The following is a 20366-nucleotide window of genomic DNA, read 5'->3' on the forward strand; positions in this document are numbered from 1 at the left end:
TGCATCGGCCGTCGCCCAGCACCCTGTGGGCTGCGGCGCGAGCAGCCGGATGCCGGCGTTGTCGGCCAGCGGCTGGATGATCGCGAGGCAACTCTCGACCGCGGCGCACAGGTCCACCGGCACCGGCTTCAGCGAGAAATCCTCCTGCTCGATGCGCGCCAGGTTCAGCACGTCGTTGATCAGCTCCAGCAGGTGGCGGCCGGCGTGCATCACGCTGTCGATGCGGCGGCGCTGGTCGGGCGCGAGCGGGTGCAGGCGGTCCAGCGACATCAGCTGCGCGAAGCCGAGGATGCCGTTCAGCGGCGTGCGCAGCTCATGGCTCACGCGCGACAGGAACTCGCTCTTCGCGCGGTTCGCCTGCTCGGCGGCTTCCTTGTCGCGGCGCAGTTGCTCCAGCGCGGCTTGTTGCGTGATGTCGCGGCAGGTGCCGACCAGGCCGTCGACGCGGCCGGCGGTGTCGTGCGTGCAGCGTGCAAACAGCTCCAGCATCGCCGGCTGGCCGTCGGGCCGCAGCAGCCGGTAGCGGGTCTCCAGCCGGCCGTCGGTGGCCAGCGCGCGCCGGATCGCGGCCTCGGTCGCGGCCCGGTCGCCGGGGTGCACCGCCGCGAGGAAATCGTCCAGCGTGTAGTGCGGCAGCGGCCACGGCTGGCCGTGGTTCGTGCAGGCGMGCCGGTCGAAGGCGACCTCGCCGCTCGCGAGCGAGAACTGCGCGACGCCGATGCCCGCGGCCTCGGCGGCCATGCTCCAGCGCTCCTCGCTGCCGCGCAGCGCGATCTCGGCCTGCTTCTGCGCGGTGATGTCGGCGGTGAAGCCGTGCCACAGCGTCGAGCCGTCGGCCAGCCGCTCGGGCATCGCGCGGGTCTCCATCCAGCGCACGCTGCCGTCGTCGCGCACGATGCGATAGCTGCGCTGCCATGCCGTCAGCGTGCGCGCCGAGGCCTCGATGCTGTCGAGGTAGCCGCGCTGGTCGTCGGGGTGCAGCAGGCGGAACGGCACGGTCGGGTCGCCGCCGTTGCCGTCGCGCGGCGGCTCCACGCCGAACAGCTCGCGCGAGGCATCGCTCGCATACGGGTAGCTGACCTGGCCGTCGGGGTGCAGCTGGAACTGGAAGATCACGCCCGGCACCTGCGACGACAGCTTGCGCAGCAGCTCGGCCTGCACGTGCGCCTTGCGCTCGGCCTCGACATGGGCCGAGACATCGCGCGCGGTGCCGCGGTAGCCGGCGAACTGCCCTTGCGCATCGAACACCGGCACCGCGCTGCGCGAGATCCGCAGCACGCCGCGGCCGGTCTGCTTGTCGGTCAGCACGCGGGTGATCGGGCGGTGTTCCTGCAGCAGCTGGTGGAAGCTGCGCCCGCCGGGCAGCGGCTGGGCCAGTTCGTCGAGCAGCGGCGAATCGGCGATCTGCCGGCCGATCATCGACAGCGGCGGCAGCCCGGTGATCGCCTCGAACGCGCCGGAGACCCAGGTGTAGCGCAGTTGCGCATCGGTCTCCCACATCCAGTCGCCCGAGGCGCGCGCGAAGTCGAGCAGGCGCGTGCGCTCCAAGTCGGGCGAGGGGGGATGCATGCGGGCATTGTCGAGCAGCGTCGTGCCGCACTCAAGCCGCTTGAACCCGCGCGCCGCCCTCGGCGGCAGCATGTCACGCACCCCTGCGGGGCCCTGTAGGGCAACTCCCACACCCATCGCTCGGTTTGTCCGGCAGACCCGCCGGGGGGTGGCTGCCTAAGCTTCCGGCATCGGCTTCCAGCCATTTTGTTCGAGGAGATATCCACATGACCAAGCACCATTCGCTGTCGTTCATCACCGCCGCCGTCGCTGCACTGATGCTCAGCACCGGCGCCTTCGCCGCCGACAAGACCGCCTACGACCAGGCCAAGGCCTCGGCGAAATCCACCTACGAGGCGGCGCACAAGCAGTGCGAATCGCTGGCGAGCAACGCCAAGGACATTTGCGTGGCCGAAGCCAAGGCGGCCCGCGTGAAGACCGAAGCCACTGCCGAAGCCGACTACAAGGGCACGGCCAAGGCCACCTACAAGGCGAAGGAAGACATCGCCACAGCCGACTACAAGGTCGCCAAGGAGCGCTGCGACGACAAGGCCGGCAACGAGAAGGACGTCTGCGTGAAGGAAGCCAAGGCGGCCGAGACCAAGGCCAAGGCCGATGCCAAGGCCGAGCGCGACACCAAGAAGGCCAAGGCCGAAGCCACCGACGACAAGAAGACCGCGGCCTACAAGGTCGAGACCGAGAAGTGCGATGCGCTGGCCGGTGACGCGAAGACGGCCTGCGTGAACAGCGCCAAGGCCAAGTTCAACATGTGATGCACCCGACCGGAGGCCTTGTCATGAGCTTCTTCATTGCCGCCACCATCACCGTCGTCACGGCGGTCGGCCTCCTGGTCGCGCTGATCGCGCTGCTGCTGCAACCGAACGTCGAGGAATTGATCCAGGGCAACTGGGTCACCGACGCGTCCGATGCCGAAGGCAGCGCCGTTCGCAACGGCTAGATCAGCCCTGCTCAAGGCGCCGCTGGACGAAGTCCAGCCGGTCCTGTCCCCAGAAGATCTCGCCGTCGATCACGTAGCTCGGCGCGCCGAACACGCCGGCCGCGATCGCGGCTTCCGAATCCTGCTCGTAGCGCTCGTGCACCGCCTGCGAGTGCGCGTCGTCCATGCGCTGCGCCGGCAGGCCTTGCTCGGCGACGATCGCCTGCAGCACCGTCAGGTCGGCGATGTTGCGCTCTTCCACCCACACCGCCCGCAGCACCGCCGTGGTCATGCGCAGCGCCGCGTCGGTGCCGTCCTTCATGTCGACCGCGATGATCAGCTGCGCCGCGTCGTCGCTGTTGACCGGGAAGTACTTCGGCTGCAGGTTGATCGGCTGGTTCAGCCAGGCGCTGAAGCGCTTCAGCTCGACCAGCCGGTAGGCCTGGCGCTGCGGCGCGCGCTTCGACAGCGGCAGGCCGCCCGACACCGGAAACACCTTGCCGCCCAGGTCGACCGGCAGCACGTTGACCTTGGCGCCGGCGGCCGCCGCGATCTCGCAGAAGCGCTGGTGGCCCAGGTACGTATAGGGCGAGTGCGGCGACAGGTAGTAGTCGATGGTCAATGGCATGACAGCCCCTCGTCCGATGAGTACATCGGCCGATCCCCCGAGGGGATGCCGGCCGGCTTGGGAGCGGCCCGGCGCTCGGCCGGCTGCGCGTTCAATGAAGTTGGCATGGGAACCTCTCGAAGGGCAGGAGTCTAGCCACCTCGGGTGACACCCGGCGTGCGGGTGTTCCCGTCACTCGGCCAGCAGGGGTTTCAGGTACTGCCCCGTGAAGCTCGCCGGATTTGCTGCTATGGCTTCCGGCGTGCCGCTCGCCACCACCATGCCGCCGCCGGCGCCACCCTCGGGGCCCATGTCGATCAGCCAGTCGGCGGTCTTGATCACGTCGAGGTTGTGCTCGATCACGACGATGGTGTTGCCGGCGTCGCGCAGCTGGTGCAGCACCCGCAGCAGCAGGTCGATGTCGGCGAAGTGCAGCCCGGTGGTCGGCTCGTCGAGGATGTACAGCGTGCGGCCGGTGTCGCGCTTGGACAGCTCCAGCGCCAGCTTGACCCGCTGCGCCTCGCCGCCCGACAGCGTGGTCGCGCTCTGGCCGAGCCGCACGTAGCCGAGCCCCACGTCGAGCAGCGTCTGCAGCTTGCGCGCGATGTTGGGCACCGCGTTGAAGTACGCATGCGCGTCCTCCACCGTCATCTCCAGCACCTCGGTGATGTTGCGGCCCTTGTAGAGCACCTCCAGCGTCTCGCGGTTGTAGCGCTTGCCGTGGCACACGTCGCAGGGCACGTAGACGTCGGGCAGGAAGTGCATCTCCACCTTCAGCACGCCGTCGCCCTGGCAGGATTCGCAGCGCCCGCCGGCCACGTTGAAGCTGAAGCGGCCGGCGCCGTAGCCGCGCTCCTTGGCGGTGTTCATCTCGGCGAACAGCTCGCGGATCGGCGTGAACAGCCCCGTGTAGGTGGCCGGGTTGCTGCGCGGCGTGCGCCCGATCGGGCTCTGGTCGACGTTGATCACCTTGTCGAACGCATCCAGCCCCTCGATGGTGTCGTGCGCCTCCGGTTCGGCATGGCTGCCGTACAGCTTGCGCGCGACCGCCGCGTACAGCGTGTCATTCACCAGTGTGCTCTTGCCCGAGCCGGACACGCCGGTCACGCAGGTCAGCAGCCCGACCGGGATCTCGACCGTGACGCCCTTCAGGTTATTGCCGCGCGCGTTGACGATGCGCAGCGATGTCGGCGTCGCGTCGTCCGGATCCCTGGGTTTGTCCTTCACCCGGTGGCGCTGTTTCGGCACCGCGATGCGCAGCACGCGCGACAGGTAGCGCCCGGTCAGCGATTCAGTGCTCGCCGCCACCGCGTCGGGCGTGCCCTGCGCGATCACGTGGCCGCCGTGCACGCCGGCGCCCGGGCCCATGTCGATCACGTGGTCGGCGGCGCGGATCGCGTCTTCGTCGTGCTCGACCACCAGCACGCTGTTGCCGATGTCGCGCAGGTGGCGCAGCGTGCCGATCAGGCGGTCGTTGTCGCGCTGGTGCAGGCCGATGCTCGGCTCGTCGAGCACGTACATCACGCCGGTCAGGCCGGAGCCGATCTGGCTGGCCAGCCGGATGCGCTGCGCCTCGCCGCCGGACAGCGTGTCGGCGCTGCGGTCCAGGCTCAGGTAGTTCAGGCCGACGTCGTTCAGGAACTTCAGCCGCGAGCGGATCTCGCGCACCACCTTGTCGGCGATCTCGGCCTTGGCGCCGCGCAGCTTCAGATTGCCGAAGTAGTGCAGGCACTCGCGCAGCGTGAAATGCTCGACACGGAAGATCGGCTCGCCCTTCCTGTCGCCCGCGTGGTCGTCTTCCCCTTGCAGGAACACATTGCGCGCCTCGCGCCGCAGCCGCGCGCCTTCGCAATCGGGGCAGGGGCGGRCGGCCTGGTAGCGCGCCAGGTCCTCGCGCACCGCGGCCGAGTCGGTTTCCTTGTAGCGGCGCTCGAAGGTCGGGATGATCCCTTCGAACGGGTGCATGCGCTTGACGCTGCGCGATTTGCCCTTGCCGGTGCCTTCGCTCTCGTAGGTGAACGCGATGTCCTCATCGCCGGAGCCGTACAGCAGCACCTGCCGGCCCTGTTCGGGCAGGTCCTCGAACGGCTTGTCGATGTCGAACTTGTAGTGCTTCGCGACGCTCTCGAGCAGCGAGAAGGTGTAGCCGTTGCGGCGGTCCCAGCCCTTGACCGCGCCGCTGGCCAGGCTCAGCGACGGGAAGGCGACGACCCGCTCCGGGTCGAACGCGGTGACCAGCCCCAGCCCGTCGCAGCTCGGGCAGGCGCCGACCGGCGAGTTGAACGAGAACAGGCGCGGCTCCAGCTCGCTCAGCGAGTAGCTGCAGATCGGGCACGCGAACTTGCTCGAGAACAGGTGCTCGCGGCCGTGGTCCATCTCGAGCGCGACGGCGCGGCCCTGCGCGATGCGCAGCGCGGCCTCGAAGCTCTCGGCCAGGCGCTGGCGCAGGCCGCTCGCGGCGGCGTCGGGCTGCACCTTCACGCGGTCGATCACGACGTCGATGTCGTGCTTCTCGGCCTTCTTCAGCTTCGGCAGCTCGGTGGCCTCGTGCGTCTGGCCGTCGATGCGAAAGCGCACGTAGCCCTGGGCCTGCATCTCGGTGAACAGGTCGCCGAACTCGCCCTTGCGGTCGCGCACCACCGGCGCCAGCACCATCAGCTTGGTGTCCTCGGGCAGCGCGAGCACGGTGTCGACCATCTGGCTGACGCTCTGCGCCTGCAGCGGCACATGGTGGTCGGGGCAGAACGGCGTGCCGGCGCGCGCGTACAGCAGGCGCAGGTAGTCGTGGATCTCGGTCACCGTGCCGACGGTGGAGCGCGGGTTGTGGCTGGTGGCCTTCTGCTCGATGCTGATCGCAGGGCTCAGGCCCTCGATCACGTCGACATCGGGCTTGTCCATCAGCTGCAGGAACTGGCGCGCATAGGCGCTCAGGCTCTCGACGTAGCGTCGGTGGCCCTCGGCATACAGCGTGTCGAACGCGAGGCTCGACTTGCCCGAGCCGCTCAGGCCGGTGATCACCACCAGCTTGTTGCGCGGGATGTCGAGGTCGATGTTCTTGAGGTTGTGCGTGCGGGCGCCGCGGACGCGGATCAAGGGGAGCTCGATCGAGGCGTCGGTGGCAGGGGCATCCGCGGAGGCGGCCGCGGTGGGATCGGTGGGTCGAGGCGCGGGCATCGGGTCGCAGGCACGAAACCGACCATCATAAGGGTGCAGCGCGTCGCGGCCCAGCGGTGGGGTTCCACCGAACAGGGGATGCTGACAAATCCTGGGAACCCGCCGGCCATTTCGTATACGATATACGAATGCTGCCCTGGACCGCTTCCGCCGCTGTTGCCGCCGCCGCCAACCGCGTCAACGACGTGCGCGACACCTCCCTCGCCAAGCTGGTGCGCGACGACGTGCTCGAGCTGATCCTGCATGGCGCGCTGCTGCCCGGCCAGCGCATCAACGAGCCCGATATCGCGGCCCGCCTGAAGGTCTCGCGGGTACCGGTGCGCGAGGCGCTGCGCGAGCTGGAGAGCTCGGGCCTGGTGGTCTCGCGCAAGAACGCCGGCGTGTTCGTGCGCCAGCTCGAGGCGGTCGACGTGCGCGAGCTGTATGAATTGCGCGAGATGCTCGACGGTTATGYCGCGTCGCGCGTCGCGGTGCTGCCGGGTGCGCGCCGCCTGCCGCTGGTGCGCCAGCTCGAGGCGGCGATCGCGACGATGAACCAGGCCGTCGACCAGGGCGACGCGCAGGCCTACTACGCCGAGAACCTGAAGTTCCACTGGGCCGTCGTCGAGGCGGTCGGCAACCGGCAGTTGCTCGACAGCTACCGCGGCGTGATCCAGCGCCTGCACGTCGCGCGGCTGACCAACCTGTCGGGCGACGCCGGCCGGCGCATCTCGATCGCCGAGCACGTGCAGATCGCGAAGGCGCTGCGCCAGGGCGATGCCGCCGCCTGCGAGCGCCTCGCGCGTGCCCACGTCACCGACGCCCATTCACGACTCGGGAGCGTGTCGCCGACGTAGACACTGCATCCGGGTTCCATGCCTCAAAAAAACCACGACATCGGAGACAAGCATGAAACGACGCACCCTTCTTCACGCCGCCGCATTCGGCACGCTGCCTGTGGCCCTCGTCGGCACCGCCCGCGCACAGGCCAGGTTCCCCAGCAAGCCGATGCGCTACATCGTGCCGGTGGCCGCCGGCGGTGGCAGCGACATGGTCGGCCGCACCGTCACCGAGCGCTGGGGCGCGCTGCTCGGCCAGACCATCGTGGTCGACAACCAGGGCGGCGGGGGCGGCGTGATCGCCGCGCAGACCACGGCTCATGCCGCGCCCGACGGCTACACGCTGATGCAGGGTTATGTCGGCACGCACGGCACCAGCCCGGCCACCCGCAAGCTGCCGTACGACGCGGTGAAGGACTTCACGCCGATCGGCATGATCGGCGCGACGCCGAACGTGCTGGTGGTCAATTCGCAGCTGCCGGTGAAGACGCTGAAGGAGTTCGTCGACTACCTGAAGAAGAACCCCGGCAAGGTCGCCTACGGCTCGGCCGGCCCGGGTTCGCTGACGCACCTGACGATGGAGCTCTTCAAGCAGCAGGTCGACTCGTTCATGGTGCACGTGCCGTACCGCGGCATCGCGCCGGCCTTCACCGACCTGATCGGCGGGCAGACGCAGGCGATGTTCCCCGGCCTCGCGGCGGCGATGCCGCACCTGCGCAGCGGCAGCGTGCGCGCGCTGGCCGTCACCGGCACCAGGCGCCACCCGCAGGCCAAGGACGTGCCGACGCTCGAGGAGTCCGGCTACAAGGGCTTCGACGCGATGCAGTGGTACGGCGTGGTCGGCCCGGCCGGCATCCCGGAGCCGATCGTGCGCCAGCTCAACGAGTCGCTCGCGACGGTGCTGAAGGCCGCCGACCTGCGCGACAAGCTCGCCGTCGAGGCCATCGAGCCGATGGCGATGACGCCCGCGCAGTTCGGCGACTACGTGCGCAACGACATCGCGCGCTGGGCCAGGCTGGCCAAGGCGCGCAACATCCAACTCGACAACTGAAGAGAGTTCCCATGGCCCGCAACACCCAGGTCGCCGCCGACCACAACGCCCCGCCGATCACGCAGATCCTCGCCCGCTTCGTCGCCGAACACCCGTCGCGCGGCTGGAGCGATGCGGTCGACCACGAGGCGCACCGCACCTTCCTGAACTGGCTGGGCTGCGCGGTCGGCGCGGCGCGCCACGAGGCGGCCGATGCCGCGCTGGCGGCGGTCAACATGCTGCAGCCGGCCCCGCAGGCCACCGTGCTCGGCCGCGGCGAGCGCGTCGACATGGCGAGCGCTGCGCTGGTGAACGGCATCACCTCGCACACCTTCGATTTCGACGACACCCACCTGAAGACCATCATCCACCCGGCCGGACCGGTCGCCTCGGCGCTGCTCGCGCTGGCCGAGCACCAGGGGGCCAGCGGCCGCGCGCTGGTCGATGCGCTGGTGATCGGCATCGACGTGGCCTGCCGGCTCGGCAACACCGTCTACCCGGAGCACTACGACCGCGGCTGGCACATCACCGGCACCACCGGCATGCTGGGCGCGGCGGCAGGCTGCGCGCGGCTGCTCGGGCTGGACGTGCAGCAGACGGCGATGGCGCTGGGCATCGCGGCCTCGCAGCCGGTCGGCCTGCGCGAGCAGTTCGGCACGATGACCAAGCCGTTCCACCCGGGGGCCGCGGCGCGCGCCGGGCTGATGTCGGCGCTGCTCGCGCGCCACGGCTTCACCAGCAGCCCGAAGGCGATCGAGGCGCCGCGCGGCTTCGCGCAGGTGGTGTCGACCAAGTGCGCCTGGAACGAGGTGACCGACGAGCTGGGCGAGCGCTTCGAGATCTCGTTCAACAGCTACAAGCCGTTCGCCTGCGGCATCGTGATCCACCCGAGCATCGACGCCTGCGTGCAGCTGCGCGAGCAGGGCGTGCGCGCGGAAGACGTCGAGCGCCTCGAGCTGAAGGTGCATTCGCTGGTGCTGGAGCTGACCGGCAAGAAGGAGCCGGCCGACGGCCTGCAGGGCAAGTTCAGCGTCTACCACGGCTGCGCGGCGGGGCTGGTGTTCGGCCATGCGGCGGAAGAGGAGTTCTCGGATGCGGTGGTGACGCGGCCCGACATGGTGGCGCTGCGCCGAAAGGTGGTGGCCACGGTGGACGACCGCATCGACGAGGCGAGCGCCGACGTGACCGCGGTGCTGCGCGACGGCCGCCGGGTGCATGTGTTCGTCGAGCACGCGATCGGCTCGCTGCAGAAGCCGATGAGCGACGCGGCGCTGGAGGGCAAGTTCCATGGCCTCTCCGATCCGGTGCTCGGCGCCGCCAAGACGAAGCAGCTGATCGCGGCCGGCTGGAAGGCCGGCAGCGCGGCGGACCTGAAAGCGCTGGTGGCGCTGGCTCGGCCATGAGCCGGCGTCCGCGCATCGTCGTCCTCGACGATTGGGAGCGCAGCTTCCGCCGGCTCGGCGACTGGCGCGCGATCGACGCGGCGGCCGACGTGACGATCCACCACGTGCCGCTGCGTGGCGAGGCATTGCTCGCTGCGTTGCGGGAGGCCGATGCGATCGTGCTGATGCGCGACCGCACGCCGTTCGGTGCGGACCTGCTGGCTCAGTTGCCGAAGCTGCGTTTCCTCGCCTACACCGGCACGCGCAACAACGCGCTCGACTCCGCGGCGCTGCAGGCACGCGGCATTCCGGTGCACCACACCGAATGGGGCCCGTCGAAGAGCGCGACCTGCGAGCTGACCTGGGCGCTGATCCTCGGCGCGGTGAAGCAGGTGGCAGCGGCGAGCGCCCGGCTGCGCGCCGGCGGCTGGCGCAGCGAGGCGGCCGAACCGCTGGCGCCGGTGCTGCACGGCCAGCGGCTGGGGTTGATCGGTCTCGGCGAGATCGGTGGGCGGGTCGCCGCGGTCGGCAGGGCCTTCGGGATGGACGTGGTCACCTGGAGCCCGCACATGACCGAGGCGCGCGCGCTGCAGCATGGCGCGAGCGCGGTGTCGCTCGACGAGCTGCTGGCGACCTCCGCGGTGGTCAGCCTGCACCTGGTGCCGTCGGCCGAGACGCGGCACCTGATCAACGCCGAGCGGCTGGCGACGATGCGGTCGGACAGCGTGCTGGTGAACACTTCGCGTGCGTCGCTGGTCGACACCGACGCGCTGGTGGCGGCGCTGAAGCAGGGGCGGCCTGGGGCCGCGGCGCTCGACGTGTTCGATGCCGAACCGCTGGCGGCGGACCATCCGCTGCGCGAGGCACCGAACCTGCTGCTGACGCCGCACCTGGGTTTCGTCGTCGAGCCGGTGTTCCAGCGCTTCGCGAGCGGGATCACGGCCGGCCTGGCGGCCTGGCTGGCGCAGGGCTGACCCCCACTCCCGTTCGGACTGAGCTTGTCGAAGGCCCGCGCGCTTCGGTCGCAACCCTTCGACAGACGGGCCCTCGGCAGGCTCGGTCCCTGCTCAGGGCGAACGGGACATGGTGATCAAGGCGTCGCCGCCTCCAACGCCTGGCGCAGCGACGCGAGCGTCGCCGCATCGAGCGGCGCGCGCAGCGTCTCGCCCACGTCGCGGCGCTCCCACACCAACGCATCGTCGGTCAGCTGCAGGCGCTGCGTGACCTCGCCGTCGCGCAGCAACTGCAGTTCGGTGCCCGGCGCGGGCCGGACGTTGCCGAGGCTCTGCCAGCGCCCGTGCGAGGCGCTCTCCAACCGGCCGAGCCAGCGGCTGACGGCGTTGTCGAACGGGTGTTGCGGGCCACCGGGGCGTTGCCAGTACCAGCGTGTCGCCTCGCCGCTGATCTGCTGGCGCAGCTGGGCGATCGCAGGGCCGGCGGCGGCGAAGCTGGCGATCGCCGCGGCTTCGGGCGCTGCGGCCATGGGAGCCGGCGCGGCCATCTTGGCGGCGACACGTGCGCTCTGATCAGGAGTCTCGCTGCTGCGCTCGCGGCTCTCGTTGCGGCTGCGTTCCGCCTTCGCACCGGCCCCGGAATCGGGTGAGCGCGGTGCGGCAGGCGGGGCCGGCGCGGGCAGAGGTGCGGGTGCAGCTGCAGGCGGTGCTGCCGCCGTCGGCCCCGGCATCTGCAGCGTCGTTTCCTCGGCCACGATGCCGCGCGAATCGGCCGCCGCATCACGCCGCTTGGCCTCTTCGGCGCGGTGAGGTGCCGCCGGCTTCGGCTTCTCGACGCGCGGAGCCTGTGCCTGCGCGGGCGCCGGTGCAGGTGCTTCGCCCGCCGGCGCCGTCTTGGCCTTCTTCTCCTGCTCGACCGGTGCGGGCTCCGCGACCGGCGCCGGCGCGGCGGGCGCCTGCATCGCCACCCGCGGCGGCAGTGCCTCTTCCGGCGGGCGATCGCGCCACAGCAGTCCGGCGAAGCCGATCACCATCACGCCGGCCAGCGCACCGGCGAAGCGGGGGCGGCCGATCCAGTCCCACAGCCGCTGCCCCACCGACGGTGTCGCCGCAGCAGCCGGCCGTCCCTCGCGCGCCTTCGCCTGCGCCTGGCGCAGGATCAGCTCGCGCAGCGCCGCCGGCGGCGCCGCATCGGCATCCGGCGCATGGCGCAGCGCCTGCCGCAGGTGACGGTCGTGCTCGATGTCGTCGCGCTCGATGTCCGGTTCGCCGCTCATCGCGAAGCCTCCGTGCCGTTCAGCGGCGCGAGGTACGCCCCCATGCAACTGCGCAGCTTGCTCATCGCGTAGCGCAGCCGCGTCTTCGCGGTCTCGAAGCCGACCTCCAGCGCCCGTGCCACGTCGGCCAGCGGCAGCTCGTCGTCGTGGTGCAGCAGGAAGGCGCTGCGCTGCGGCAGCGGCAGCTCTTCCAGGCAGGCCAGCAGGCGCTCGCCGGCGCGCCGCCAGAACGCGATGTCTTCGCCCTGCGGCGCCGGCCACTGCTGCCATGGCACGCCCTCGGCTGCCTCGGGCTCCCACGGCGCGTCGTCATCGTCGTCGTTGGTGATCGACACCTCGCGGCCGCTGCGCCGCCAGACGTCGATCACCCGGTGGTGCGCCAGCGTGAACAGCCAGGTGCGAAAGCTCGCGCCCTGCGGCTGCCAGCTGGCACGCGCGTTGACCACGCGCAGCCAGGTGTCCTGGAACACCTCGTCGGTCTGCGCCGACAGCGCGCCGCCGAGCAGCCGGCGCACGAAGCGGTACAGCCCGGCCTGGTGGCGGGCATACAAAGCTTCGAAGGCGGCGGCGTCGCCGCCGGCATAGGCGCTCATCAGGTGGTCGTCGCTGGGATCGGTGTGGGGGCCGGGGTGCATGGCATGGCAGTCTGCCTGATACGGTGGGTGATACGCGCGGCGGTGCGCAACGGGGTGAAACGACGGCCCGCAAAAATATCGCGGCGAGGTTCACCCCATCGCACCGGCTGCCACGTGTCAGCCAGGGTCACGTTCCGACAACCCTGGAGACCCGCATGGACACGATGAAGACCCCGCGCCGCACGCTGACCTCGGTGCTGATCGCCTCGCTGCTGCTGGCCGCCTGCGCCGGCAGCCTGGACGGCAACCTCGCGCAGGCCGCCGAGCCCTGGCCGCCGGTGTGGCAGGACGCGCAGCCGCAGCTTGACGATGCACCGCCCGCGTTCTCGCCGCCGTCGGCCACCAGCTGCCACCGCCTGCCGGCGATGCGCGAGGTGCCGGGCGGCCCCGGCCAGTACGGCAACCGGCGCCTGGGCCGCGCCGAGCGCCTCGAGCGCGAGTCGCTGAAGACCGAGTCGAAGTCGGCACCGGAGCGGCGCGACGAGCCGGCGATGGCCGCGGGCTCGGCGGCCGATGCGGTGCGCGAGCGCGCGCCGATGGCCGTCGCGCCGGTCGCTCCCGCCGCGAAACCGTCGGCCGAAGCGAGCGGATCGTTCGCCCCCGAGCCCTGGCCGGCCCCGCCCGCGCCGCAGCCGACGAAGCCCCGTCCGGCGCGCGAGACCGTCACCGCCGGCATGGTCGACGACAACGCCGACTTCGGCGAGTACCTCGCCTACCGGCAGCGCAACGCCGGCCTGCCGGTGCGCGAGCGCGACATCAGCGAGCGCTACCTGCTCGAGGTGACCGATGCGCAGGGCGACCCGGTGCACGACGCCGAGGTGGCGATCCAGCGCGCCGGCGTCGCGCAGCCGGTGATGTGGGCGCGGACCGACACCGCCGGCCGGGTCTGGCTGCACCCGCGTGCGTTCCTGGGGCAGGGCACGCAAGGCGACCGCATCCTCGGTATCGCGGTGCGCAAGAACGGCATGCAAGGCCGCGCGCAACTGCAGCGCGGCCAGGCGAGCGCGGTGCAGGTGCGCCTCGGCCAGGCGGTGGCGGCGCAGCGTCCGCGGCTCGACCTGGTGTTCCTGGTCGACGCGACCGGCTCGATGGGCGACGAGATCGCGAAGCTGAAGAACTCGATGCACGCGATGGCGCAGCAGATCTCGCAACTGCCGGTGCAGCCCGATGTCTGCTGGGGCCTGGTGGCCTACCGCGACCGCGGCGATGCGTTCCTCACGCGCACGCAGGACTTCACCGACGACCTGCGCGGCTTCCAGCAGGTGCTCGGCCAGGTCCAGGCGAACGGCGGCGGCGACACGCCGGAGGCGCTGAACGAGGCGCTGCACGAGGTGGTGCACGGCCTGAGCTGGCGGCGCGACGCGGCCCGCATGGTGGTGCTGGTGGCCGATGCGCCGCCGCACCTGGACTACGGCGGCCCGCAGTACGACACCGACATGCAGGCCGCGCTCGCGAAAGGCATCAAGCTGTTCGCGGTCGGCGCGAGCGGGCTCGATCCGGTCGGCGAGTACATCTACCGGCAGATGGCGCAGTACACCGCGGGCCGCTTCGTGTTCCTGACCTACCGCGATGCGGCCGACCCGGGCAGCGGCCCCGGCACGCAGACCACGCACGACGTGAAGCAGTACTCGGTGCAGACGCTGGACCGGCTGGTCGTGAAGCTGGTCGGCGATGAGTTGGCGAAGCTGAAGCGTACTTGACACTGTGTGCACATAGTGTAAAGTAGCGGCAATCGATCAACCTGCCGCCTGCTTCACCGATGCCTTCTGCAACCCTCGATCCGGTCGATCCGACCAGCGCGCGCCGCGACGCCATCCTGCAATCCGCCGCCGGCGTCTTCCTGCGCTACGGCTACCGCAAGACCTCGATGGACGACCTGGCGCGCGCCGCCGACCTGTCGCGCCAGGGCCTCTACCTGCACTTCGCCAACAAGGAGGCGCTGTTCAAGGAGGTGGTGGTCCAGCTGATCGGCCAGAGCCGCGCCACGATGCGCGCGGCGCTGGCGCGCGACGAACTGCCGATCGACGAGCGCCTGCTCGTCGCCTTCATGGCGCTGAAGTCGCAGGGCGACGGCAGCGAGATGCCGCAGGAGCACCTGGCCGAGCTGTTCGCCACCGCGACGCAGCTGGTCGGCCCGGTGCTCGACGAGCTCGAGCAGGCGATGGTCGCCGACCTGTCGCGCGTGCTGCAGGCCAGCGGCATCGCCGCCGGCTGGAAGGAAGCCGGGCTCGGCGCGAAGGACCTGGCGCTGCACCTGACGGCCGCATCGCACGGCATCAAGCACCAGGCGAAGAGCACCGCCGAGTACCGCGAGCGCATGCGCGTCGCGATCCGGCTGGTGTGCCGCGTGCCCGCACCTGTCTCGACGCGCCGCTGAGCGTGCGCCCCTGAATGCCCACCCGGAGTGACCCTGCCATGACTTCCGCCTCCCTCTGCCCCCGCCGCATCGCCCCTGCCGACCACAGCCAGTCGCCGCAGCACCGCGATGGCAAGTTCCGCAACGTCGCGCCGCGCCAGTCGCCCGGCTTCCTGAAGACGCTGTCGATCGCCTGGCGCGTGCTGACCAGCAAGCCCGACACCACCGTGCCGCATGCGCCGATCCCGGTGCAGGCGCTCACCGCAGCGGCACTGGCCGAGGCGCCCGATGCCAGCCTGTTCCGGCTCGGCCATTCGACGCTGCTGCTGAAGCTGGCCGGCGAGTTCTGGCTCACCGATCCGGTGTTCTCCGAGCGCGCGTCGCCGGTGCAATGGGCCGGCCCGAAGCGCTTCCATGCGCCGCCGATCTCCATCGCCGAGTTGCCGCCGATCAAGGGCGTGATCCTGTCGCACGACCACTTCGATCACCTCGACCACGCCGCGATCCTCGAGCTCGCGCCGAAGGTGGAAGTGTTCACCACGCCGCTGGGCGTCGGCGAGCGCCTGATCGGCTGGGGCATCGACGCCGCCAAGGTGCGCCAGCTCGACTGGTGGCAGTCGACCAGCGTGCACGGGGTGCAGCTGGTGGCCACGCCGGCGCAACATTTCTCGGGCCGCAGCCTGAGCGACGGCGACCGCACGCTGTGGGCCTCGTGGGTCATCGTCGCGGGCGACCTGCGGCTCTTCTTCAGCGGCGACACCGGCTACCACGCCGACTTCAAGACCATCGGCGACCGCTTCGGCCCGTTCGACGTGACGCTGCTCGAGACCGGCGCCTACGACAAGGAGTGGCCCGAGGTGCACATGCAGCCCGAGGAGACGCTGCAGGCCCACCTCGACCTGCGCGGGCGCTGGCTGATGCCGGTGCACAACGGCACCTTCGACCTGGCGCTGCACCCGTGGCACGAGCCGTTCGACCGCATCCTCGACCTGGCCGCGACGCATGGCGTGCGGCTGGCCACGCCTGAAATGGGCGAGCGCCTCGCGCTGGACGCACCGCAGCCGGGGAAACGGTGGTGGACGAGTGTGTGAGCGGGGTAGCATCCACTGATGCGACGACCTGCCCCCCTTTCAGCCGTGCTCGCCGGCGCGGCGCTGCTCACCGCCTGCGGCGGCGGCTTCTACGTCGAATGGAGCAACGGCTTCGATGACGACGGCCCGCCGAGCGTGCAGCTCGTGGCTTCGTCATCGTCGGTGCAGGCCGGCGGCTCGGTGCGCCTCTCCGCTGCCGCGAGCGACCAGAGCGGCATCGACGAGGTGCGCTTCTACCGCCTCGACGGGCTGAGCTCGGTGCTGCTGGGCGGCGACAGCTCCCCGCCCTACGAATGGACGCTGACCGGCCCGACCGACGGCCGCAGCACGGTGCGCGTGTACGCGCGGGCGGTCGACAACGACGGCCATGCGGCCGACAGCAACACGCTGGCCCTGAGCGTGACGCCCTGATGCGCCGGCTGCCGCGGGTCTTCACCTCACTGCTGCTCCTCTCCACCACGCTCAGCCACGCACAGCAGGCCGACGCCCCGCCCGTGAAGATCGAGGCCACGCCGAGCGGCAAGCCACTGTGGGAGATCGGCGTCGGCGGCGTCGCCGTCAACGGCCCCGACTATCCCGCCGCCGGCACACGCCACGCGCGCATCGCCCCGGTGCCGATCTTCGTCTACCGTGGCGAGCGCCTGCGTGTCGATGAAGACGGCGTGCGCAGCCGGCTGTTCGCCGGCGGGCGCCTCGAACTCGACCTGTCGGGCGCGGCCGCGTTCAACGCACGCGACAACGATGCTCGCCGCGGCATGCCCGGTCTCGACTACCTGTTCGAGCTGGGCCCGCAGCTGCGCTGGCGCCTGCCGCTGCAGGACGGCCAGCAGCTCAGTGCCCACCTGAAGGCGCGCGCGGTGTTCTCGACCGACGGGCGCGGCATCGACCGCCACGGCAGCGTTGTCGAACCCGAGCTGCGCTGGCAGCGCCGCGGCTGGCCCGACAGCGAGAGCCAGGTGCAGCTCAGCGTGGTCAGCACCTGGGCCAGCGAATCGCTGCACGACTATTTCTACCAGGTGGACCCGCGCTACGCGACCGCGCAGCGGCCGGCCTACGACGCGAGCTCCGGCTACTTCGGCAGCGGCGTGCGCGCGTGGTGGTCACGCCGCATCGCGACCGACACGGTGCTGAGCCTCGGTGCCTCGCTGAACAACCACGCCGGCGCGGCGAACCGTGCGAGCCCGCTGTTCGAGCGCAGCAGCACGGCCAGTTTCGCGGCGGCCCTCATCTGGACGCCATGGAAGAGTGAGCAGCGGGTTCCCTGATCAGAACTCGACCATCAGGTGCAGCACGTGCGAGCCGATGCGTTTTTCAACGCGCGGAATGAACGCGATGCGCGTCGTCACGCCGTGCACCGTGAACAGCGACACCGTCGGCACGAACAACGGCTGCACCGCGTGGTCGTAGCCGGTCACGCCGCCCATCGTCACGCCGAAGCGGCCGTGCTCCAGCGTGTAGCCGGCGTAGACGCTGTTGCGGCGCAGCGAGTTGCGATACGCGCCGACCGTCCAGTTGTCGTCGCTGCGGTAGTAGAGGCCCGGGTTCGAGTTGTTGTAGCGCTTCGCCGGGATGTGCTTGCTCGCGATGTGCAGGCCCCAGGTCTCGGCCGCCACCACGGGTGCGAATGCGGCCAGCGACAGAYCGGCGAGGCAGGCGGCGATGAGGGGGCGGGGCAGGAACATGGGGCGGGCTTTCGATCGGGTCTGTCTGTGCCCTTTCTTTTCGACGGCCCGGCGTCGGCACGAAGCCGTCGTTTCGGACCCGGGGGCGGGTCCGCGCACAAGAACACGGCATTTGTTGGCGCCCGCACAGCCGGTTACAGCTGGGTTTCATCGCGCTGACACAGCGTGTCGGGCAGCCCCCTAGGTCGCAGGTCAGACAGCGGCTGACAAGCTTCCCGCGCGGTCCTACAGTCGCGGCGAGGCCGCCACACGAACGGCCCCAGGGGACACGGCTCATGAAGCCTCAAGACGATGGATCGGCAGCGTTGCCGGCCGGCTCTTTGCCAGATGATTGGAAAGCGCTCCAACAGGCCGAACAGCTCGCGCTGCAGGCGCGGCGCCGCCATGCGCTCGGCCTGGCCGACGGCGACGAGCACCCGGCGCTGAAGCTGCCCACCGTCGGCCTCGCGCTGTCCGGCGGCGGCGTGCGCAGCGCGACCTTCGCGCTCGGGCTGCTGCGTGGCCTGTCGCAGAGCCAGGGCCAGCCGAACCGCGAGCGCGCCGACCCGGCCGACCGCTCGCTGGTGGCCGACGGCCTGCTGGGCCGCGTCGACTACCTGTCCACCGTCTCGGGCGGCGGCTACACCGGCGCGATGTTCGGCCGCCTCGTCAACGCGTTCGGGCTGCAGCAGGCGCAGGCGCTGCTCGCGCGCAGCGATTCACCGGTGCTGCAATGGCTGCGCCGCAACGGCCGCTACCTGTCGCCGGCCGGCTCGCGCGACATCGGCATCGCGGTCGTCACCTACCTGCGCGCCTGGCTCGCGATCCACACCGAGTTCATGTTCGCCTGCATGCTGCTCGGCCTGCTGGTGATCGCGCCGCACCTGTGGCAGCACAGCACGCAGCAGCTCGACCCGCAGGGCTGGGAGCGGTGGTTCACGCCGTGGTGGCCGGCCGCGCTGGCGCTGTGGGCCGCGACCGCGCCGGGGCTGGTGGCCGGCTACTGGGCCGCGCGCGACACGCACGACCCCGATGCGCGTGCGGTAGGGCCCGGCTGGCGCGACGTGGTGTTCGTCACCGCGATGGCCTTCGCCGCGTGGCTGCTGCTGCGCGAGCTGCGCAGCGGCAGCACGGTGAACCCGGTGCGCGACGCGCTCGACTGGGCCACCGCGGCGCTGCTCGCGCTGCTGTCGATCGTGGTCGGCCAGCTGTTCGTGCAGACGCGCCTCGCGCTCGGCCGCGAGCCGCATGCGCTGGCCGTCGCGCGGCTGCGCAACCAGCTGACGCGCTGGCTGAAGGCGGCCACGCTCGTCGTCGCCGCGATCGGCGGGCTCGGCGCGCTCGACCGCACCAGTTGGTGGGTGCTGGAGGAGCTGCAATCGGGCAACCAGTGGCTGTGGGGCGGCGTCGGCTTCGGCGGCGTCGTGGTGCTGGTGCTGCGCCGGCTCGCGCAGCCGCTGCAGCAGATGGCGGCCGAGGCCGGCGCCCGCGCGCGCGGCTGGCTGCCGCGGTTGATGGACGTCGGCTCGCTGGTCGGCCTGCTCGCGCTGGTGACGGCCTGGCTGGTCGTGCTGCAGTGGTTCGTGTTCGCGCCCGAGACCTTCAGCGCGCTGCGCGAGGTGCCGGCGTGGATGCGCGCCGTGCTGGTCGGCGCRCTGTGGCTCGGCTGGATCGTGCTGACCGCCGGCAATGCGCAGATGGCGAACACCTCGTCGCTGCACAGCTTCTACCGGGCGCGGCTGACGCGCGCCTACCTCGCGGTGGGCAACCCGCGGCGCGGCCTGGTCGGTGGGGTCGCGCACGGCACCCAGGGCGGCCCGGCCCAGGACGTGACCAGCGTGGTCGACGGTGACGACACCGCGCTGGACAGCTACCGCCCCGAGGCTCGCGGCGGCCCGATCCACCTGGTGAACACCTGCCTGAACCAGACGCGCGACGACCAGAGCGGCCTGTACAACGCCGACCGCAAGGGCACCGCGGTGACGGCCACCTGGCGCGGGCTGGAGATCGGCCCGACGGAGTTCGTCGCGCTGCAGCCGGACGATGACACCGGCACGCTGGGCCGCTGGATCGCGGTGTCGGGCGCGGCCGCCTCGCCCGGGGCCGGCTCGTACACCTCGCGCGGGCTCGCGCTGCTGGTGTACTTCCTCGGCGTGCGGCTCGGCCACTGGGTGCGCGCGCCGCGCGAATCGGTGCAGCTGCGCTGGCTCAGCCGGCTCGCGTGGCGCTTCGCGCCGAAGCCGCTGATGCTGGCGAGCGAGGCCTCGGCCACCTTCTTCGGCGTCGAGCGGCCCTGGTGGTACCTGTCGGACGGCGGGCACTTCGAGAACAGCGGCATCTACCCGCTGCTCAAGCGCGAGACCGACTTCATGGTGCTCGCCGACGCCAGCTGCGATGCCGACTACGGCTTCGGCGACATCGAGAACCTGGTGCGCAAGGCGCGCATCGACTTCGGCGCCGAGATCGACTTCTACACCCGCGAGGAGGCGCAGCACCTGTTCAGCCTGGCCGGCAGCGACCTGACCGTGCTGTCGCCGGAGCACATGGCCGACAACCACTCCACCCGCGGCGTGCTGCTTGCGCGCGTGCGCTACCGCGAGCGCGCCGGCCCGCGCGGGCCGTGGCGGCCCGAGGGCACGCTGCTGGTGGTCAAGCCGAACCTGCACGACGCGCTCGACGTCGACCTGCTGGCCTATGCGCGGCAGCACGAGCGCTTTCCGCACGAATCGACCGGCGACCAATCGTTCGACGAGGCGCAGTGGGAGAGCTACCACCGCCTCGGCGAGGATTTCGGCCGCGCGCTGCACGACACCTGGCTCGCGCAACTGCCCGGCTGGCGCAGCCCGGCGCGCCACGGCCTGCGCGTGGCCGCGCGGCTGCGCAGCGCCGCCGACGAT

The 20366-nt window shown here is 71.1% G+C and carries 18 protein-coding genes; 12 read left to right on the plus strand and 6 right to left on the minus strand.

Annotation, left to right across the window (positions count from 1 at the left end):
• On the minus strand, nucleotides 1–1569 hold a 1569-nt coding region (locus tag AC1D15_RS03920; RefSeq protein ID WP_477825003.1), incomplete at its 3' end, for a PAS domain-containing sensor histidine kinase.
• Between the two features lie 206 nt (nucleotides 1570–1775).
• Here AC1D15_RS03920 and AC1D15_RS03925 point away from each other — a divergent pair.
• Together AC1D15_RS03925 and AC1D15_RS03930 are read left to right on the plus strand one after the other, a co-directional pair.
• Complete coding sequence (locus AC1D15_RS03925; RefSeq protein ID WP_465111276.1) at nucleotides 1776–2321, plus strand: invasion associated locus B family protein; 546 nt, start codon at nucleotides 1776–1778, stop codon at nucleotides 2319–2321.
• A gap of 23 nt (nucleotides 2322–2344) precedes the next feature.
• Complete coding sequence (locus AC1D15_RS03930) at nucleotides 2345–2506, plus strand: hypothetical protein (RefSeq protein WP_156154667.1); 162 nt, start codon at nucleotides 2345–2347, stop codon at nucleotides 2504–2506.
• Between the two features lies 1 nt (nucleotide 2507).
• Here AC1D15_RS03930 and AC1D15_RS03935 read toward each other — a convergent pair whose 3' ends face one another.
• Nucleotides 2508–3113 carry a 2-hydroxychromene-2-carboxylate isomerase gene (locus tag AC1D15_RS03935; protein ID WP_465111277.1) on the minus strand — a complete coding sequence of 202 codons (606 nt, stop codon included), beginning with the start codon at nucleotides 3111–3113 and terminating at the stop codon, nucleotides 2508–2510.
• 171 nt (nucleotides 3114–3284) lie between these two features.
• Nucleotides 3285–6266 carry an excinuclease ABC subunit UvrA gene (gene uvrA, locus AC1D15_RS03940; protein WP_477825004.1) on the minus strand — a complete coding sequence of 994 codons (2982 nt, stop codon included), beginning with the start codon at nucleotides 6264–6266 and terminating at the stop codon, nucleotides 3285–3287.
• Nucleotides 6267–6394: 128 nt separating this feature from the next.
• On the opposite strand from uvrA, the gene AC1D15_RS03945 reads away from it, so the two are divergent.
• The 4 genes from AC1D15_RS03945 to AC1D15_RS03960 are packed head-to-tail and all read left to right on the plus strand — an operon-like array spanning nucleotide 6395 to nucleotide 10470.
• On the plus strand, nucleotides 6395–7102 hold the full coding sequence (locus AC1D15_RS03945; RefSeq protein ID WP_477825005.1) for a GntR family transcriptional regulator: 708 nt from the start codon (nucleotides 6395–6397) through the stop codon (nucleotides 7100–7102).
• Nucleotides 7103–7154: 52 nt separating this feature from the next.
• Nucleotides 7155–8135 carry a Bug family tripartite tricarboxylate transporter substrate binding protein gene (locus tag AC1D15_RS03950; RefSeq protein ID WP_465111280.1) on the plus strand — a complete coding sequence of 327 codons (981 nt, stop codon included), beginning with the start codon at nucleotides 7155–7157 and terminating at the stop codon, nucleotides 8133–8135.
• Between the two features lie 11 nt (nucleotides 8136–8146).
• Complete coding sequence (locus tag AC1D15_RS03955; protein ID WP_465111281.1) at nucleotides 8147–9517, plus strand: MmgE/PrpD family protein; 1371 nt, start codon at nucleotides 8147–8149, stop codon at nucleotides 9515–9517.
• On the plus strand, nucleotides 9514–10470 hold the full coding sequence (locus AC1D15_RS03960; RefSeq protein ID WP_477825006.1) for a D-2-hydroxyacid dehydrogenase family protein: 957 nt from the start codon (nucleotides 9514–9516) through the stop codon (nucleotides 10468–10470). The genes AC1D15_RS03955 and AC1D15_RS03960 overlap by 4 nt, the downstream gene beginning before the upstream one ends.
• 116 nt (nucleotides 10471–10586) lie before the next feature.
• Here AC1D15_RS03960 and AC1D15_RS03965 read toward each other — a convergent pair whose 3' ends face one another.
• On the minus strand, nucleotides 10587–11726 hold the full coding sequence (locus tag AC1D15_RS03965) for a hypothetical protein (RefSeq protein ID WP_477825007.1): 1140 nt from the start codon (nucleotides 11724–11726) through the stop codon (nucleotides 10587–10589).
• Nucleotides 11723–12361, minus strand: a complete 639-nt coding sequence (locus AC1D15_RS03970; protein ID WP_477825008.1) for a sigma-70 family RNA polymerase sigma factor — start codon at nucleotides 12359–12361, stop codon at nucleotides 11723–11725. The genes AC1D15_RS03965 and AC1D15_RS03970 overlap by 4 nt, the downstream gene beginning before the upstream one ends.
• 155 nt (nucleotides 12362–12516) lie before the next feature.
• Between AC1D15_RS03970 and AC1D15_RS03975 the strand changes: the two genes are divergently transcribed.
• From AC1D15_RS03975 to AC1D15_RS03995, 5 genes are read left to right on the plus strand one after another with little or no spacing between them, the layout of a single operon-like run.
• Nucleotides 12517–14061 carry a vWA domain-containing protein gene (locus AC1D15_RS03975; protein WP_477825009.1) on the plus strand — a complete coding sequence of 515 codons (1545 nt, stop codon included), beginning with the start codon at nucleotides 12517–12519 and terminating at the stop codon, nucleotides 14059–14061.
• Nucleotides 14062–14120: 59 nt separating this feature from the next.
• Nucleotides 14121–14738 (plus strand): TetR/AcrR family transcriptional regulator, encoded by a 618-nt coding sequence (locus AC1D15_RS03980; RefSeq protein WP_465111286.1) that lies wholly within the window; start codon nucleotides 14121–14123, stop codon nucleotides 14736–14738.
• 38 nt (nucleotides 14739–14776) lie between these two features.
• Entirely contained in the window at nucleotides 14777–15808 is a 1032-nt protein-coding gene (locus tag AC1D15_RS03985; protein ID WP_477825010.1) for an MBL fold metallo-hydrolase, read from the plus strand.
• A gap of 18 nt (nucleotides 15809–15826) precedes the next feature.
• Nucleotides 15827–16219, plus strand: a complete 393-nt coding sequence (locus AC1D15_RS03990) for an Ig-like domain-containing protein (protein WP_156154668.1) — start codon at nucleotides 15827–15829, stop codon at nucleotides 16217–16219.
• Nucleotides 16219–17073 carry a MipA/OmpV family protein gene (locus AC1D15_RS03995; protein ID WP_465111288.1) on the plus strand — a complete coding sequence of 285 codons (855 nt, stop codon included), beginning with the start codon at nucleotides 16219–16221 and terminating at the stop codon, nucleotides 17071–17073. Before AC1D15_RS03990 ends, AC1D15_RS03995 begins: the two co-directional genes overlap by 1 nt.
• On the opposite strand, the gene AC1D15_RS04000 is transcribed toward AC1D15_RS03995, so the two are convergent.
• Nucleotides 17074–17490 carry a hypothetical protein gene (locus AC1D15_RS04000; protein ID WP_477825011.1) on the minus strand — a complete coding sequence of 139 codons (417 nt, stop codon included), beginning with the start codon at nucleotides 17488–17490 and terminating at the stop codon, nucleotides 17074–17076.
• Between the two features lie 275 nt (nucleotides 17491–17765).
• Between AC1D15_RS04000 and AC1D15_RS04005 the strand changes: the two genes are divergently transcribed.
• Nucleotides 17766–20366 (plus strand): hypothetical protein (locus AC1D15_RS04005; protein ID WP_477825012.1); only part of this gene is annotated, 2601 nt, incomplete at its 3' end.

The sequence above is a fragment of the Rhizobacter sp. P2_H2 genome, assembly GCF_056403375.1.